The organism is Polaromonas hydrogenivorans (assembly GCF_040105105.1).
Lineage (GTDB): Bacteria > Pseudomonadota > Gammaproteobacteria > Burkholderiales > Burkholderiaceae_C > Polaromonas > Polaromonas hydrogenivorans.
Genome location: NZ_CP157675.1, coordinates 1,842,102 through 1,855,007 on the forward strand (window position 1 = coordinate 1,842,102; position 12,906 = coordinate 1,855,007).

The 12,906-nt window shown below is 62.5% G+C and carries 15 protein-coding genes; 12 read left to right on the forward strand and 3 right to left on the reverse strand.

Going from position 1 to position 12,906, the window contains the following annotated elements; all coding sequences use genetic code 11:
• Positions 1-169: 169 nt before the first annotated feature.
• Genes atpD through ABLV49_RS08730 form a run of 9 tightly spaced genes read left to right on the forward strand, consistent with a single transcriptional unit; the run spans position 170 to position 6,892 of the window.
• Positions 170-1,594, forward strand: coding sequence for a F0F1 ATP synthase subunit beta (atpD, locus tag ABLV49_RS08690; RefSeq protein ID WP_349281201.1), 1,425 nt, complete (start codon positions 170-172; stop codon positions 1,592-1,594).
• Positions 1,578-1,973 carry a F0F1 ATP synthase subunit epsilon gene (locus tag ABLV49_RS08695; protein WP_349281202.1) on the forward strand — a complete coding sequence of 132 codons (396 nt, stop codon included), beginning with the start codon at positions 1,578-1,580 and terminating at the stop codon, positions 1,971-1,973. Before atpD ends, ABLV49_RS08695 begins: the two co-directional genes overlap by 17 nt.
• Positions 1,966-2,301 (forward strand): AtpZ/AtpI family protein, encoded by a 336-nt coding sequence (locus tag ABLV49_RS08700; RefSeq protein WP_349281203.1) that lies wholly within the window; start codon positions 1,966-1,968, stop codon positions 2,299-2,301. Before ABLV49_RS08695 ends, ABLV49_RS08700 begins: the two co-directional genes overlap by 8 nt.
• Complete coding sequence (locus ABLV49_RS08705; protein WP_349281204.1) at positions 2,288-2,608, forward strand: ATP synthase subunit I; 321 nt, start codon at positions 2,288-2,290, stop codon at positions 2,606-2,608. The genes ABLV49_RS08700 and ABLV49_RS08705 overlap by 14 nt, the downstream gene beginning before the upstream one ends.
• Positions 2,598-3,308 (forward strand): F0F1 ATP synthase subunit A, encoded by a 711-nt coding sequence (locus ABLV49_RS08710; protein WP_349281205.1) that lies wholly within the window; start codon positions 2,598-2,600, stop codon positions 3,306-3,308. Before ABLV49_RS08705 ends, ABLV49_RS08710 begins: the two co-directional genes overlap by 11 nt.
• A gap of 31 nt (positions 3,309-3,339) precedes the next feature.
• Complete coding sequence (locus ABLV49_RS08715) at positions 3,340-3,621, forward strand: F0F1 ATP synthase subunit C (protein WP_011801716.1); 282 nt, start codon at positions 3,340-3,342, stop codon at positions 3,619-3,621.
• Between the two features lie 3 nt (positions 3,622-3,624).
• Positions 3,625-4,434, forward strand: a complete 810-nt coding sequence (locus ABLV49_RS08720) for a F0F1 ATP synthase subunit delta (RefSeq protein ID WP_349281206.1) — start codon at positions 3,625-3,627, stop codon at positions 4,432-4,434.
• Positions 4,431-5,993, forward strand: a complete 1,563-nt coding sequence (locus ABLV49_RS08725) for an alternate F1F0 ATPase, F1 subunit alpha (RefSeq protein ID WP_349281207.1) — start codon at positions 4,431-4,433, stop codon at positions 5,991-5,993. The genes ABLV49_RS08720 and ABLV49_RS08725 overlap by 4 nt, the downstream gene beginning before the upstream one ends.
• Positions 5,990-6,892, forward strand: a complete 903-nt coding sequence (locus ABLV49_RS08730; RefSeq protein WP_349281208.1) for a F0F1 ATP synthase subunit gamma — start codon at positions 5,990-5,992, stop codon at positions 6,890-6,892. The genes ABLV49_RS08725 and ABLV49_RS08730 overlap by 4 nt, the downstream gene beginning before the upstream one ends.
• Positions 6,893-7,012: 120 nt before the next feature.
• Here the strand turns inward: ABLV49_RS08730 and ABLV49_RS08735 are convergent, their stop codons facing one another.
• The 3 genes from ABLV49_RS08735 to ABLV49_RS08745 form a co-directional block, all read right to left on the reverse strand.
• Positions 7,013-7,414: a type II toxin-antitoxin system VapC family toxin gene (locus tag ABLV49_RS08735; RefSeq protein ID WP_349281209.1), complete on the reverse strand. Its 402-nt coding sequence runs from the start codon at positions 7,412-7,414 to the stop codon at positions 7,013-7,015.
• Complete coding sequence (locus tag ABLV49_RS08740) at positions 7,411-7,656, reverse strand: FitA-like ribbon-helix-helix domain-containing protein (RefSeq protein WP_349281210.1); 246 nt, start codon at positions 7,654-7,656, stop codon at positions 7,411-7,413. Before ABLV49_RS08740 ends, ABLV49_RS08735 begins: the two co-directional genes overlap by 4 nt.
• A gap of 184 nt (positions 7,657-7,840) precedes the next feature.
• Positions 7,841-8,983 carry an ISAs1 family transposase gene (locus tag ABLV49_RS08745; RefSeq protein ID WP_349281211.1) on the reverse strand — a complete coding sequence of 381 codons (1,143 nt, stop codon included), beginning with the start codon at positions 8,981-8,983 and terminating at the stop codon, positions 7,841-7,843.
• A gap of 404 nt (positions 8,984-9,387) precedes the next feature.
• Between ABLV49_RS08745 and ABLV49_RS08750 the strand changes: the two genes are divergently transcribed.
• From ABLV49_RS08750 to nifN, 3 genes are all read left to right on the forward strand, one after another.
• Positions 9,388-9,684, forward strand: a complete 297-nt coding sequence (locus tag ABLV49_RS08750) for a hypothetical protein (protein WP_349281212.1) — start codon at positions 9,388-9,390, stop codon at positions 9,682-9,684.
• 261 nt (positions 9,685-9,945) lie between these two features.
• Positions 9,946-11,454 (forward strand): nitrogenase iron-molybdenum cofactor biosynthesis protein NifE, encoded by a 1,509-nt coding sequence (gene nifE, locus ABLV49_RS08755; RefSeq protein WP_349281213.1) that lies wholly within the window; start codon positions 9,946-9,948, stop codon positions 11,452-11,454.
• 27 nt (positions 11,455-11,481) lie between these two features.
• Positions 11,482-12,897 carry a nitrogenase iron-molybdenum cofactor biosynthesis protein NifN gene (gene nifN / locus ABLV49_RS08760; protein ID WP_349281214.1) on the forward strand — a complete coding sequence of 472 codons (1,416 nt, stop codon included), beginning with the start codon at positions 11,482-11,484 and terminating at the stop codon, positions 12,895-12,897.
• Positions 12,898-12,906 lie beyond the last annotated feature (9 nt).

A 12,906-nucleotide genomic window follows, 5' to 3' on the forward strand; every position in this document is an offset into this window, starting at 1 on the left:
CCAGTTTTTAAGGTTTTTAGGCCTTTTGCGCAAGCTGCATATGTGCAAGCAGCTATCTATTTGGTAGCAATTCAGTGCCTTGTGGCGGCTTGGTGGAGCGTACATTTCCATGCGTTACAGTGTGTCAAGGGCTGCCACGCAGTCCACTTCATGCTGAAAAAGGAATGCCATGACTGACGGCGGGCTCCAGGCCGATGTTCCCCATCTCGGCGTTGTTGTCTCTGTGCGCGGCAGCGTGGTCGATGTGCGGTTCGACACGCATTTGCCCCCGATTCACACCGTTCTGCACGCCGACGAAGGCCGCATCATCGTTGAAGTGCTGGCGCAGCGCGATGCGCATCATGTGCGCGCGATTGCGCTGACGCCCACACAGGGCCTGGCGCGCGGCATGCCCGTCGTGGACACCGGCGGACCCTTGAAAGCGCCGGTCGGCAAAGGCATTCTTTCCCGCATGTTCGATGTGTTTGGCAACACCATCGACCGCCTGCCGGCCCCGTCGGATATTCAATGGCGCTCGGTGCATCGCGCGCCGCCTGCGCTGGCCCGGCGCTCCACCCGGTCTGAGGTTTTCGTGACCGGCATCAAGGTCATTGACGTGCTGCTGCCGCTGGAGCGCGGCGGCAAGGCTGGCCTGTTCGGCGGCGCGGGCGTGGGCAAGACGGTGCTGCTCACTGAGATGATCCACAACATGGTCGGGCATCAGGAGGGCATCAGCATTTTTTGCGGCATTGGCGAGCGCTGCCGCGAAGGCGAAGAGCTGTACCGCGACATGAAGGACGCCGGCGTGCTGCCCAGCATGGTGATGGTCTTCGGCCAGATGAACGAGCCGCCGGGCAGCCGCTTTCGGGTCGGCCACGCGGCGCTGACGATGGCCGAGTATTTCCGCGACGACGAGCACCGCGATGTGCTGCTGCTGATCGACAATATTTTTCGCTTTATCCAGGCCGGCTCCGAAGTTTCCGGCCTGATGGGGCAGATGCCTTCGCGTCTGGGCTACCAGCCGACGATGGGCACCGAGCTGTCGGGGCTGGAGGAGCGCATCGCCAACACCGACAGCGGCGCCATCACCTCCATCCAGGCGGTGTATGTGCCGGCGGACGACTTCACCGACCCGGCCGCAGTGCATACGTTTTCGCACCTCTCGGCGTCCATCGTGCTGTCGCGCAAGCGGGCCAGCGAAGGTCTTTTTCCGGCGATTGACCCGCTGCAGTCGAGTTCCAAGATGGCCACGCCGGGCATCGTCGGCGAGCGGCATTACGCGCTGGCGCAGGAGATCCGGCGCACGCTGGCGCAATACGCCCAGCTCAAGGACATCATTGCCATGCTCGGGCTGGAGCAGCTGTCGCCGCAGGACCGCAACGTGGTCGGCCGCGCGCGCCGGCTGGAGCGCTTCCTGACCCAGCCGTTTTTCACGACCGAGCAGTTCACCAACCTGCCAGGCAAGCTGGTCAGCCTCGAAGACGCGCTCGACGGCTGTGAACGAATCCTGCGCGATGAGTTCAAAGACTATCCTGAGAGTGCGCTCTACATGATCGGGAAGATTGACGAAGCCCGGGCCAGGAAGACAGAGGCAATCGATGTCCATGAATCTTAAGATTCTGCTGCCGTTCAGGATTTTTGCTGAAAAAACAGCGGTCTTGCGCATCGTCGCCGAAACCCAGGCGGGCTCGTTTGGCTTGCTGCCGCAGCGGCTCGATTGCGTGGCGGCGCTGACGCCCGGCATCCTGATCTACGAGACAGCCTCTGACGGAGAGGTTTTTGTCGCCGTTGACAGCGGCGTGCTGGTCAAGAGCGGCGCGGAGGTGCTGGTTTCCGTGCGGCGGGCCATGGGTGGCGCAAACCTTGGCGAGTTGCGCCAGGCCGTCGAGCAGGAGTTCTTGACGCTGGACGAGCACGAGCAAAACGTGCGCGCGGTCATGGCCAAACTCGAAACCGGTTTTTTGCGTCGCTTCGCGACTTTTCAGCATGACTGACGACCCCCGGAAAACTTCAAAAACAGAACCCGGCCTGGCCGAGCAGGTCGGCGTCAAGGCGGCGCGCAAGCTCAAGGCGCGGCGCAACCCCGCGCCCGGCGTGTGGTCGGGCCTGGGGCTGATGGGCATGATTGGCTGGTCCGTGGTCGTACCGACCCTGCTGGGCGCGGCGCTCGGCCTCTGGCTGGACCGGCGCTATCCGGGCGGGCGCTCCTGGACGCTGGCCCTGCTGATGGCCGGGCTGATGCTGGGTTGCCTGAATGCGTGGCATTGGGTCACCCGCGAAGACGCCGCCATGCGGGAGGAACCTGAACATGACGATGAATGAAACGCTGGCCCTGGTGCTGGCATGGATTGCGGGAGGCGCGCTCGGTGCCATTTTCTTTGGCGGCCTGTGGTGGACGGTTCGCAAGAGCCTGCTTTCCAGCCAGCCCGCGCTGTGGGTGTTTGCCAGTCTGCTGCTGCGCATGGGCTTGACGATGACCGGGTTTTATGTTGTTTCAGGGGGCGACTGGCGGCGCTTGCTGGCCTGCCTGGCCGGTTTTGTCATGGCCCGCCAGGTGGTGACGCGGCTGACCCGGCCGCTTGATGCGCGCCAGGCCCTTTCAGACCAGGAGGCCCGCCGTGCGCCTTAGTCCCGATGAGATCATCTTCTGGCAGCAAGGGTTTTTCAAACTCAACGCCACCATTGTGTTTACCTGGGGCCTGATGCTGGTGATGGCCGTCGGCTCAAAGCTCGTCACGCGCCGCCTTTCCACGGACCTCACGCGCTCGCGCTGGCAGAATTTTCTGGAAATCATCGTCACCGGCATCGAGACGCAGATTAAAGATGTCGGCCTGCGCCATCCGAAGCAATACATCGGCTTTCTGGGAACGCTCTTTTTGTTTGTCGCCATGGCCAGCCTGTGCACCGTCATTCCGGGCTACGAGCCGCCGACCGGCTCGCTGTCCACCACGGCGGCGCTGGCCCTGTGTGTGATGGTGGCCGTGCCGCTGTTCGGCATCCAGGACCAGGGCCTGAGGGGCTACCTCAAGACTTACCTGGAGCCGACCGTCATCATGCTGCCGTTCAACCTCATCAGCGAAGCCTCCCGCACGCTGGCCCTGGCGGTGCGCCTGTTTGGCAACATGATGAGCGGAGCGATGATCATCGGCATTCTGCTGAGCATCACGCCCTTCATTTTCCCGGTCGTCATGACGGTGCTTGGCCTGCTGACGGGCATGGTGCAGGCTTACATTTTCAGCATCCTGGCGGCGGTTTACATCGCGGCGGCCACGCATGAGAGCAAGCCCAATCTCCCTCCCACGGCGCCGGACGCCGGCGCCGGCCATTGATTCAACCACCCGAACAACTCAAGGAAATCGCATGGACAGCATGACAATCATCGCGGTGGCATCCATTGTCATCGCTGGCCTGACCACGGGTTTTGGCTGCATGGGGCCGGCATTCGCCGAAGGGCGGGCGGTGGCGACGGCGCTCACCGCGCTGGCCCAGCAGCCGGACGCCTCGGCCACCATCACCCGTACCCTGTTTGTTGGCCTGGCGATGATCGAGTCCACCGCCATTTACTGCTTCGTGGTCTCGATGATCCTGATTTTCGCCAACCCGTTCTGGAATTTCGCCATCGCCCAGGCCGCCGGGAAGTAAGCCATGCTCTTTGACTGGTTCACCGTCGGCGCGCAAGCGCTCAACTTTCTCATCCTCGTGTGGCTGATGAAGCGCTTTCTCTACAAGCCCATCCTCGACGCCATCGACGCGCGCGAGAAGCGGATTGCTTCGGCGCTGGCGGACGCTGCCTTGAAGCAGGCAACTGCCCAGAAGGAGCAGGGCGAGTTCCAGGCAAAAAACGCGGCGTTTGATCGCCAGCACAGCGAGATGCTGGCCAAGGTCAAGGACGAGATCGCCACCGAACGCCAGCGCCTGCTCGAAGAAGCCCGGCAGGCGGCGGACGCCTTGAGCGTCAAGCGACAGGACGCGCTGGCCAGCGAGCTGCAGAGCCTGCACCAGGACATCGCCCGCCGAAGCCGCGATGAAGTGTTTGCCGTGGCGCACAAGGTGCTGGCCGATCTGGCCGGAACGACGCTGGAGGCACGCATGGCCGAGGTGTTCGTGCGCCGCTTGCGAACGCTTGACGAGGAGGCCAGGGCGCGGCTGGCCCAGGCCTTGCACGCCTCATCCAGTCCTGTGCGGGTGCGCAGCGCTTTCGAGTTGCCGCCGGCGCAGCGGGCAGCCCTGCAGCAGGCGCTCAATGAAACCCTCGCGGCTGATACCCAGGTCTGCTTCGAGACCACGCCAGCGCTGATCAGCGGCATCGAACTGACAGCCAACGGGTGGAAGCTTGACTGGAACATCGCGGAGGTTCTTGCGTCGCTTGAACAGCATGTTGACGGCCTGCTTGAAAAGCCGTCCGAACCCCAGCCCGAGCCCGCCGCCGCAACAGCAGCAGAGACAACCGCATGAGCGCGCCAGCCGATACCTTGCAAAGTGTCCTGGACCGCACCTTTGCCAGCCTTCGCCATGGGCTTGAAACCTACACGGCGCAACTGACGCCGCACGAGGTCGGCACCATCACCCGCGTTTCCACCGGCATCGCCATGGTTTCCGGCCTGCCGGGCGTGGGCTTTGAGGAACTGGTGAGCTTTTCCGGCAATGTCTTTGGCATCGCCTTCAATGTGGACGAGACCGAAATCGGCGTCGTGCTGCTGGGCGACTACGGGCATCTGCATGCGGGCGATCAGGTCCGGCGCACCGGCCGCGTGATGGACGTGGCCGTGGGGGAGGGCTTGCTGGGCCGGGTGATCGACCCGCTGGGCCGCCCGCTTGACAGCCTGGGGCCGGTGGTTTCCAGCGCGCGCCTGCCCATCGAAAGGCCTGCCGCACCCATCATGGACCGCGCCCCCGTCACCGTGCCGCTGCAGACCGGCCTGAAGGTCGTTGATGCCTTGATTCCGATTGGGCGCGGCCAGCGCGAACTGATTCTGGGCGACCGGCAGACCGGCAAGACCGCGATTGCGGTGGACACCATCCTCAACCAGCGCGGGCAGGATGTGCTGTGCGTGTATTGCGCGATTGGCCAGCGCGCCGCCGCCGTGGCCAGGACGATTGCCGTTTTGCGCGAGAAGGGCGCCATGGAATACACCGTCGTGGTGGTCACCGAGGGCAACGACCCGCCCGGACTGGCCTACATCGCGCCTTATGCGGCCACCAGCATTGCCGAGCATTTCATGGAAATGGGCCGCGACGTCCTGGTGGTCTATGACGACCTGACGCAGCACGCCCGCGCCTACCGCGAACTGTCCCTGCTGCTGCGCCGCCCGCCCGGACGCGAGGCCTTTCCCGGCGATATTTTCTACATCCACTCGCGCCTGCTGGAGCGCGCCACCCATCTGCGCCCGGAGCGCGGCGGCGGCTCGCTCACCGCCCTGCCGATCATCGAAACCGAAGCGCAGAACATGTCGGCCTACATCCCGACCAACCTGATCTCCATCACCGACGGGCAGATTTACCTGTCACCATCGCTGTTTGAACTGGGCGTGCTGCCCGCCGTCGATGTCAGCAAATCCGTCTCGCGCGTGGGCGGCAAGGCGCAGCGCGCCGCCTACCGGGCGGTGACTGGCGACCTCAAGCTGGCTTACGCGCAGTTCGAGGAGCTGGAAACCTTTGCCCGGTTTGGCGCCCGGCTGGATGAAAACACCCAAAAAATCATCGAGCATGGACGGCGCATCCGGGCGTGCCTCCAGCAGCCGGAATCGGCCCCGGTGTCGATGGCCGGACAAATCACGGTGCTGCTCGCGCTGACCGCCGCATTTTTTGACAGCGTGCCGCTTGCGCAGATGACGGCGGCCGAGCAAGCCGTGCTTCAGGCGGCGGCCACCCTGCCGGCCGAGCTGAAGGCGCGCTTTGACACGGCCAAAAAACTGAGCGAAGAAGACCGGGCCACGCTGATTCAGCTGGCCCGCGATGCGCTCAAACCCTTTGTGCCGCCACCCGCCGAGAGCCGGCGAACGAGCGCCCGATGAGCGACACCACCGCCAGCCTGGGACGCAAGATTGGCACGGCCGGCGACCTTCAGTCCGTCGTGCGCACGATGAAGGCGGTGGCCGCCTCAAGCATTACCCAGTACGAAAATGCGGTGCACGCGCTGGATGATTACTACCGCACGGTGCAGCTGGGGCTGGTGGCCTGCCTGCGCCAGGGTCAGCAGCCTCTTGCCCAGGCCCAGGCGCCGCGCCCGGGCGCCGGGGCCATCGCCGCCGTGGTGTTTGGCTCCGACCAGGGGCTGGTGGGCCAGTTCAACGATGTGATGGCCGATTTTGTGCTCAGGACGCTGGAGGATTTGCCGGGTGCAAAGACGGTCTGCGCCGTCGGCGAGCGCATCGGCTCCAGGCTCGCGGAAACCCACCTGATGCTGGGCAAAAGCTTCATGTTGCCGGGCTCGATTGGCGCGATTACATCGCTGGTCGGGCAGGTGCTGGTCGAGGTGGATGCGCTGCTGGCAAAAGGCGAGATCACGCAGGTGTACGTTTTTCACAGCCGCCCGCATGCCGGGGCGATTTACACCCCTGTCTGCCAGCGGCTGCTGCCGCTGGACGAGACCTGGCGGCGGGAGTTGACGGCGATGGCCTGGCCGACCCGGAATTTGCCGGAGGCCATCAATGGCGCACAAGCCGCATTGCCGGCCTTTGTCCGCGAATACCTGTTCGTCTCGCTGTTCAGGGCCTGCGCCGAATCACTGGCCAGCGAAAACGCCAGCCGCCTGGCGGCCATGCAGCGCGCCGAGAAAAACATCGAGGAATTGCTGGACGACCTGAACCGCTCGTTTCACCGTCTGCGCCAGAGCGGCATCGACGAGGAACTGTTTGATCTCGTGGCCGGCTTCGAGGCGCTGGCAGGGGCTGATTCCCCGGAGAACTTGTAGTCTTGGCTATTTTTACAAGCTCTTTAGGGCTTTTGCGCATGCTGGGTATGCGCAGGCAGCTATGTATTTTGTAGCTGGCTAACTCGGAAAGAGGGTTGCATCAAAATCTGCCTTGCGATCTCAATGTGCCGGTGCGCCCATCGAGAACGAATGTTCCGGAAAGTTTCGAAGTACCTTTTTATCCATGGTAGCCAGCCGCGTTCCCAGTTGGACAGCCAGGGCAACAAACTCGCAGTCATAAGCGGAGCAATCGCTTTTTCTCACCAGATCAAGGACTGCATAAGAGTCCACTTCATATTCCTTGCTGCTCAGCAAGCCTTCCGCCTCACGCTGGATGGCATAGGCCTGGTCAAAAGTGAGCGTGCCGCGCCGCATGAATCCGGCCAGGATGTTGCGAAACTCGCTGCGCCAAAGGACAGGCGCCACCCAATCGGGGTCTTGGGCCAACAGCTTCTCGGCTTGTTCCGTGAAATCACCGGGCAGGTAGAGATACGCCAGAATGTTCGAATCCACAACGATCACGGGCGCCCCTCTTCGCGCAGCCGTGCAATGTCTTGCGCACTGAATGCCCCGCTGGGCAGCGCTTTCCTGAGTTGGCGCGCCCGCGCCAAATGCTCATCGACCGATATTTTTTGCGGCAGCAGGATGGATTCAAGGCACACCAGCACCTCGCTGTTCAAGCTGCGTCGATGCACCTCGGCGGCTTCCTTGAGGCGGCCATAAAGTGCATCCGGAATGTTCTTCAGGGTCAGCGTAGTGGGCATGGTTTTCTCCAACCAAAATGAAACCATTGTGGTTTCATTTTGGTGGCTGGTCAACTATCACCTTGGACTGCATCCTTGGGTTACGCCATCGTTTCAAGCCATTTAAGCCTCTAGCGCAAGCTGAGTATGCGCAAGCAGCTATGTATTTTGTAGCTATTCAAGCCTGGCCCCAGGGCTATCGCATCTAAATAAAGCCCCCTGCGAGCACGGTTTCCATATAGGCCTGATCCCAGCCTGCGCGCCGGCGTTTGCCTTGCATTCCGAGTTTCTTGGTCGTTTCCTGCTTGAGCTGGGTCAGCGCCATGCGTCGCAGGCAGGCGAAATTGGCAGGCGCATTGTCTTTGCGCACCTGACAGGCATCTTCCCTGAACCCCACGTCCAGCGACCAGTGCAACTCGTTCTCCACCGCCCAGTGGCTTCGCACGGCTCGGGCCAGCATCTCGGCGCTCGCGCTCAAGGCCAGGCTGCTGATGAAGTAATGGGTCTCGTCGCTGGTTTTTGCACCCACCTGCCGCGTGCGCCTGACCATCGCGAGGGTTTGCAAGTTGGCCCAGGATTTGGTGGCCCGTCTCAAGTGCTGCGGCACTTCGATAAGCCAATGCTCCCGGCTCTCGATGCGTGCGTGGCTGCTGGGGCCTGTGGGGTCAAGATGGTGGCTGTGCGCCTGGTTGGCAAACCCATTGGCCAGACTCTGGGCAAACCAGGAGGCCGCGCCCAGGCACAGGTGCCGGTGGTTGGTCTTCAGGCTCAGAACATAATCCGCCTGGCCTTTGATGATTTCCCGGGTGATCGCCTTTTGGCAGCCCATGGCATCAATCGTGACAATGCAGCCCTGGATGCTCAAGAGCTTGAGCAACTCGGGAATGGCCCTGATTTCATTGGATTTTTCAGCCGTTCGCACCTGCCCGAGCAGCATGCTGGTCTGACATGCCCATGCGCTCACGATATGCAGCGGCGATTGCTTGCCGTTGCGTGAGCCTCGCAGGCTTTTGCCATCAATGGCCACCACGCCCTGCACGCGCCCGACCAGGCCGGCCAGCCACTGCTGGCAGGCTTGTTCCAGTGCATCGGCATCAATCAGGCGAAACACCCGCGCGAACGTGTCGTGCGAGGCGATGCCGTTGGGCAGCTTCAAAAAGGTGGAAAACCACGCCAGCTTGGACTGGCCAAATTCGACCACCTCGGTCCAGTGGTCAGCCCCGCCTATGACGGCGCACAAGGCAACGGCCAATATATCGAGCAGCTCATGGCGCTGGGTGCGCAGCATGCGGGGGTCTGGCACCTCGCCGAGATGCTCCATCAGGCTCAGGCGCGGGCGTTCGGTCATGAAAAGCTTTTCTACAGGCTGTTTTGAAGTCCTGTAGTTTGCCCTTCCCCGACTTCCCTGGCTTCAGACCGTTCGCTTTTTAACGTCCTGGATTTAGATGCGATAGCCCTGAGCCTGGCCCATGTCGCTTGCCGGGTGAAAAGTGAAGCTGGCGGTTCATCGCTGATGGGGAAATTCATCGAATTGGCCGATCAGTTACAGTCCCCAGCGTTCAGGGAATGAAAATAACAGGGGGAACCATGTCAAATATCTATGCGATCAAGCTGCCGGGTTGGTCGCTATTTTTATGTGAGCAAGCTTTTAAAGCTCGGCAAGCGTTTACGCATGTTTTTTATGCTGCCTTCGCCGATATATGCCGCAGCGGCTTGCGGTCTACATTACATTAAATTGCTATGTCGAGGCACATGCTGTCGTTGCTGATCGCGATTTCCGGTGGCGGCGGCTTGCTTCTGCTTGAGGTTGCCATAGCTCGCATTGTTCCGACCCTGGGTAGCCTGTTTTACATTCCAACCGTCATTGGTCTGTCAATGCTTGAAGACGGCGGGCTTCCCACGCTACAGGGATCGCCAGATGGTTGGCCGATCCCAACTTCATTGGGCTGGTATATCGCTGCCGCAAGTTGGTGGGTCTTTTGGTCGGCCGTCATCGCGCTGGCACGCTTGTATCGGCATCGTCAGGGAGTTCGTCGGTGCGCAATTTAACAGGCCGCTGCATCCGACCGCCTGCGGCGTCGGCTGAGCGGAGGCGTTGAACGTCTGCTGTCTGAAACCTGGCCGACAGCCCCAGCCTTCAACGGTCGTTGACGATACCCACTGTAGCAAACCCCCTGTCGCAATTCCTCCAAACCCGCCAAAGCGCAGCGCTGGCAGCAATCCGACACCGCCAAACCAGCTCCTGAACACGGTTTTTACCCTGGCATCAAAAATGCAAAGAAGGGTACATCCACCTGTCAGGAGTCTTTCATGTCAGTCTCGCTCAAGGCCAAGATCGCTGAAGTGTTCGAAGAACCTGGTTGTGACAAGAACCAGGGCAAAAGCGAAAAAGAACGCAAGAAGGGCTGCACCAAGCAGCTCAACCCCGGCGCCGCAGCCGGTGGTTGCGCCTTCGACGGCGCCAAGATTGCGCTGCAGCCGGTGGTCGATGTGGCCCATCTGGTCCACGGGCCGATAGCCTGCGAGGGTAATTCCTGGGACAACCGGCACAGCGCCTCATCGGGCTCGCAGCTCTACCGCACCGGCTTCACCACCGACATCAACGAGCTGGACGTGATCTACGGCGGTGAAAAACGCCTGTTCAAGTCCATCCGCGAGATCATCGAAAAATACGACCCGCCCGCCGTCTTTGTCTACCAGACCTGCGTGACCGCGCTGGTCGGCGACGACATTGAAGCGGTGTGCCAGCGCGCCACCGAAAAATTCGGCAAGCCCATCATTCCGGTCAACGCGCCCGGTTTTGCCGGCCCCAAGAACCTGGGCAACAAGCTGGGCGCCGAGGCCTTGCTGGACTACGTGATCGGCACCGTCGAGCCCGAATTCACCACCCCTTACGACATCAACATCATCGGCGAATACAACCTGGTCGGCGAGCTGTGGCAGGTCAAGCCGCTGCTCGACGCGCTGGGCATCCGCATCCTGTCGTGCATTTCGGGCGACGGGCGCTACAACGAGGTTGCCAGCGCCCACCGGGCCAAGGTGAACATGATGGTCTGCTCCAAGTCGATGATCAACATCGCCACCAAGATGGAGCAGCGCTGGGGCATTCCGTACTTTGAAGGCTCGTTCTACGGCATCGGCGACATGAGCGACACGCTGCGCCAGATTGCCACGCTGCTGGTCAAGCAGGGCGCGCCGGCTGATTTGCTGGAGCGCACCGAGCGCCTGATTGCGGTGGAAGAGGCCAGGGCCTGGGAGCGCATCGCGCACTACAAGGCACGCCTGACCGGCAAGCGCGCCTTGCTGATCACCGGCGGCGTCAAGTCCTGGTCGGTGGTGGCTGCGCTGCAGGAAGCGGGCATCGAGATTGCCGGCACCAGCGTCAAGAAGAGCACCAAGGAAGACAAGGAAAAGATCAAGGAAATCATGGGTGATGACGCGCACATGATCGACGACATGACGCCGCGCGAGATGTACAACATGCTGCGCGACGCAAGGGCCGACATCATGCTGTCGGGCGGGCGCTCGCAGTTTGTCGCGCTCAAGGCGCGCATGCCCTGGCTCGACATCAACCAGGAGCGCCATCACCCCTACGGCGGCTATGAAGGCATGGTTGAGCTGGTGCGTGAAATCGACAGGGCGATCTACAACCCGGTCTGGCAGCAGGTGCGCATTCCCGCGCCCTGGGGCGACGACGGCGAAACCCTGGGGGCCGTGCCGACGGCGGCCATCCCCGAAGTTCCGGCGCCGGGCATGGGCTTTCTGGCCGACATCGCGGCCAAGGCGATGGGCCTGGAGCCCGAAGAAATTCCGGTCTGACGCAACCTTTAGAAAAGAGCACATCCTATGGCCAGCGTTGTCGAGTCGAAAAAATCCTGCACGGTCAACCCGCTCAAGATGAGCCAGCCGCTGGGCGCGAGTTTTGCCTTTCTGGGGCTGGACGCCTGCATGCCGGTGATGCACGGCTCGCAGGGCTGCACCTCCTTCGGCCTGGTGCTGCTGGTGCGCCATTTCAAGGAAGCCATCCCGCTGCAGACCACGGCCATGAACGAGGTCACTTCCATCCTGGGCGGTTACGACAACATCGAGGCGGCGCTGGTCAATATCCGCAAGCGCGCAGCGCCCAAGGTCATCGCCATCTGCTCGACCGGCCTGACCGAAACCAAGGGCGACGATGTGGACGGCTATATCGTCACGGTGCGCAAGCGCAAGCCCGAACTCGATGACACCGAGATCGTCTATGTCTCGACGCCCGACTACGTGGGCGCGTTCGAGGACGGCTACAAGCACGCCATCACCGCCATCGTCAAGGCGCTGGTCAAGCCGCTGCCGGTGAAGGCCGACCAGATTACCCTGCTGCCCGGCAGCCACCTGTCGCCGGGCGACATCGACGAGCTGCGCGAAATCATCGAATCCTTTGGCCTGTCGGTGATTGTGCTGCCCGACATTTCAGGCTCGCTGGACGGCCACATCGCGCCCGACTGGCGTGGCACCACGCTGGGCGGAACGACGCTGGAACAGATTCGCGCCGCTGGTGGTTCAGCCTTCACCCTGGGCGTGGGCGAGCAGACCCGCGAGGGCGCCGAGGCGCTGCGCGAGATTGCCGGCACGCCGCTGGAAATCTTCGAGCGCCTGACCGGGCTGGAAGTCAACGACCGCTTCCTGCAGCGCCTGGCGCAGATTTCCGGCAAGCCCGTGCCCGCTAAATACCGGCGCCAGCGCAGCCAGCTGCTCGACGCCATGCTCGACGGCCATTTCTACACCGGCGGCGTGAAGGTGGCGATTGGCGCCGAGCCCGATTTGCTGCTGGCCGTGGGCGGCCTGCTGCACGAGATGGGCGCCGAGCTGCGCTGCTGCATCAGCACCACCAAATCCCCCGCGCATGCGCTGCTGCCCGCCGAACAGGTCGTGCTGGGCGACCTGGAAGACCTGGAGCGCGGCGCGGCCGACGCCGGTTGCGACCTCCTGATTACCCATTCGCATGGCCGTCAGGCGGCGGAACGGCTGAACAAGCCGCTGCTGCGCATCGGCTTTCCGGTGTTTGACCGCATTGGCAACGCGCACCGCCGCATGGTGGGCTACCGGGGCACGATGGACTTCATTTTCGAAATCGCCAATCTCATGATCGACCAGATCGTGCATCACCATCCCGGCGACTGGCCGCTGACGCCCGAGGCCGCCGCAGCCGCTGCGCCCAGCGCTGGCGCCGGTTGCTGCGGCGCCCCTCTCACCCCCACCACGCTGGCTGAAGCCAGTGCCTGACCTTAACTT

Excerpts from the sequence above, each read along its gene's own strand:
- ABLV49_RS08725 (WP_349281207.1), top strand. The coding sequence starts at position 4,431 with ATGAGCGCGCCAGCCGATACCTTGCAAAGTGTCCTGGACCGCACCTTT.
- nifE (WP_349281213.1), top strand. The coding sequence starts at position 9,946 with ATGTCAGTCTCGCTCAAGGCCAAGATCGCTGAAGTGTTCGAAGAACCT.
- ABLV49_RS08720 (WP_349281206.1), top strand. The coding sequence starts at position 3,625 with ATGCTCTTTGACTGGTTCACCGTCGGCGCGCAAGCGCTCAACTTTCTC.
- nifN (WP_349281214.1), top strand. The coding sequence starts at position 11,482 with ATGGCCAGCGTTGTCGAGTCGAAAAAATCCTGCACGGTCAACCCGCTC.
- ABLV49_RS08705 (WP_349281204.1), top strand. The coding sequence starts at position 2,288 with ATGACGATGAATGAAACGCTGGCCCTGGTGCTGGCATGGATTGCGGGA.
- ABLV49_RS08695 (WP_349281202.1), top strand. The coding sequence starts at position 1,578 with ATGTCCATGAATCTTAAGATTCTGCTGCCGTTCAGGATTTTTGCTGAA.
- ABLV49_RS08745 (WP_349281211.1), bottom strand. The coding sequence starts at position 8,983 with ATGACCGAACGCCCGCGCCTGAGCCTGATGGAGCATCTCGGCGAGGTG.
- ABLV49_RS08750 (WP_349281212.1), top strand. The coding sequence starts at position 9,388 with ATGCTGTCGTTGCTGATCGCGATTTCCGGTGGCGGCGGCTTGCTTCTG.
- ABLV49_RS08700 (WP_349281203.1), top strand. The coding sequence starts at position 1,966 with ATGACTGACGACCCCCGGAAAACTTCAAAAACAGAACCCGGCCTGGCC.
- ABLV49_RS08740 (WP_349281210.1), bottom strand. The coding sequence starts at position 7,656 with ATGCCCACTACGCTGACCCTGAAGAACATTCCGGATGCACTTTATGGC.
- atpD (WP_349281201.1), top strand. The coding sequence starts at position 170 with ATGACTGACGGCGGGCTCCAGGCCGATGTTCCCCATCTCGGCGTTGTT.
- ABLV49_RS08730 (WP_349281208.1), top strand. The coding sequence starts at position 5,990 with ATGAGCGACACCACCGCCAGCCTGGGACGCAAGATTGGCACGGCCGGC.
- ABLV49_RS08715 (WP_011801716.1), top strand. The coding sequence starts at position 3,340 with ATGGACAGCATGACAATCATCGCGGTGGCATCCATTGTCATCGCTGGC.